At 46.9% G+C, this 559-nt stretch carries 1 protein-coding gene; it reads left to right on the forward strand.

Annotated features, from left to right (window positions below; translation table 11 throughout):
• Positions 1–36: 36 nt before the first annotated feature.
• On the forward strand, positions 37–559 hold a 523-nt coding region (locus tag ADIMK_RS01095), incomplete at its 3' end, for a transposase (RefSeq protein ID WP_156042726.1).

Raw genomic sequence — 559 nt, forward strand, 5'->3', positions numbered from 1 at the left:
AAGGAAGTCCTTAGCCAGGTACATGGATCCAGTGGTTTGGCCATCATAGAAGCCATCCTTGCGGGCGAACGAGATGCCAACAAACTCCTGTCCCTGTGCCATAGTAGTATCAGGGCAAAGAAGGCCTCCCAAATCATCAAAGCACTTTCAGGCTATTACACTGAGCCGGGATTGTTTTCTTTGGGACAGGCATATAGCGGTTACAGTTTTTACAAACAACAAATCCTGGCCTGCGACCAAAAACTGGAAGAAGTCATGATACGCGCCAACAACTATGATGGAGATGAGCAGAACAGGAAAGAGATAGAATCCGTCAAAGACCGAAAACCTGTTAGGCATAACAAACCTGATATTGACCACTTAGGTGGCCACCTGCTCAAAATCTTTTCAGGCAAAGATGCAACGTGCCTGCCGGGCATTACCGACTATAGCTGGCTACAACTCTACTCAGAAATTGGCGGAGAGCTATCTGAGTGGCCAAGTGAGAAGCACTTTACCTCATGGTTAGGTTTGTCCCCGGGTCAACATCAATCTGGAAAGAAAAACAAGACAAGGAACA

Source organism: Marinobacterium lacunae, from assembly GCF_000705555.1.
Classification (GTDB): Bacteria; Pseudomonadota; Gammaproteobacteria; order Pseudomonadales; family Balneatricaceae; genus Marinobacterium_D; species Marinobacterium_D lacunae.